The following is a 1490-nucleotide window of genomic DNA, read 5'->3' as shown; positions in this document are numbered from 1 at the left end:
GTGGGCGGCCGAGGGGTGGGCGTCGGCGGCCGGGTGGGCGGCCGCGGGGTGGGCGTCGGCGGCCATCGGTCACCAGGCCCCGGCCGGCGTGGTCCGGCCCTGCGGGGCGACCGGCGGGGTCTGCTGGCGCTCCATGATGCCCCGGCGGCGGATCTTGTTGAGGACCCAGACGTTGAGCAGGTGCATCACGCCGAGGACCAGCAGGACGACGCCGAGCTTGACCGAGAGGGCCTCGAAGAGGCCGCGGGCGTCGGGCACGCCCTCGGCGGCGCGCAGGTAGAGGGTCACGAAGCCGAGGTTGACCAGGTAGAAGCCGACCACCAGCAGGTGGTTGACGGCGTCGGCGAGCTTCTCGTCGCCCTGGAGGACGTCGGCGATGAAGATGCGGCCGTTGCGGCTGAGCGTACGGGCGACCCAGATGGTGAGGCCGACGCTGATGAGCAGGTAGATGACGTACGCGACCACGGTGAGGTCCATGCCCCACGCCTCCTTGAACGTGTTCAACTGCTTGGCGGGACTGACTGTAGACCTCTTTTTGAACAGGTTCAAGCCAAGGGTGGGGCCGGCTACGACGGCCTGACGGGTGCCCCGTCCTCACCCCCGCCGCAGCCGCCGCAGCACGCCGAGCAGCTCGGTCCGCACCGGCTCGATCCGCCGGTCCAGCCGGTAGAAGTCGTGCCGCAGCAGCGGCGCGAACACCGGCTGCTCCGCCGTCCGCGGGCCCGCCGCCGCGCCCGCCTCCGCCGCCAGCCCCACCCCGTCCGGCCACGGCTCCCGGTCTATCGCGGCCACGCCGATCCGCCCGGCCATCGGATCGGTGTCCCGCCGTACGTTCGCCCAGCCGGCCAGCGCACCGGGCGCGGTCAGCTCGTCCACCGCCTCCTGGGTGACGTACGCCGGGTAGTGCCGGCGGAAGAAGCTCGTCAGCGGACAGCCGCTGGTGAGCAGCGCGATCCGGGACCGCTCCGCCTCACCCAGCTGCCACAGCGCGAGCACCGAGATCATCGAGCCCATCGAGTGGGAGTGCAGCAGCACCCGCGCCCCCTGCGGCCCCAGGGTCGAGGTCAGCCGGTGGGTGAGCTCGGGGATGCTGCGCCCGGTCCAGGTCGCGGGCGTGAAGGGGTGCGCGGCGCGCGGCCAGAACGCGCCGAAGGCCCACACCATCCCGGTGTGGCGGCGGCTCTCGGCGCGCAGCACGATCGTGCGGACGGCGACCAGCATGGCCAGGATCAGGCCGACCAGCATGAAGGAGCCCAGCGAGGTCAGCAGCCGCAGACCGTCGGCCAGCAGCTCCTCGTAGTGGCGCGGCAGCAGGTCGGCGCTGTGGAAGGCCAGGCCCGTGAACACCCCGACCACCACGGCGAGCAGCGCCGCCAGCGCGCCCAGCGCCTGGTCGACGGAGCGCAGCAGCTGCGCGGGGCGGGCGGGGGCGGCCGCCGAGCGCACCGCGGCCCGGGTGGCGGCCCGGTGGGCGGTGCACCGGCTGCGGC

General features: G+C 73.9%; 1 protein-coding gene and 1 pseudogene. Both read right to left on the bottom strand.

Translation table 11 applies throughout. The annotated features are described in order from the left end of the window. Positions 1–69: 69 nt before the first annotated feature. Complete coding sequence (locus tag GPJ59_RS36145) at positions 70–477, bottom strand: hypothetical protein (RefSeq protein WP_219672346.1); 408 nt, start codon at positions 475–477, stop codon at positions 70–72. Between the two features lie 117 nt (positions 478–594). Next, positions 595–1490: pseudogene (locus GPJ59_RS36140) on the bottom strand (hypothetical protein); the annotation flags it as partial.

Origin of the sequence: Streptomyces bambusae (assembly GCF_019400985.1) — a bacterium.
Taxonomy (GTDB): Bacteria; Actinomycetota; Actinomycetes; order Streptomycetales; family Streptomycetaceae; genus Streptomyces; species Streptomyces bambusae_A.
Note: the sequence above shows the minus strand (reverse complement) of the source record. Positions and strands in the feature narration are given on the sequence as shown.

Coding starts and splice junctions, on each gene's coding strand:
- GPJ59_RS36145 (WP_219672346.1), bottom strand. CDS start 477: ATGGACCTCACCGTGGTCGCGTACGTCATCTACCTGCTCATCAGCGTC.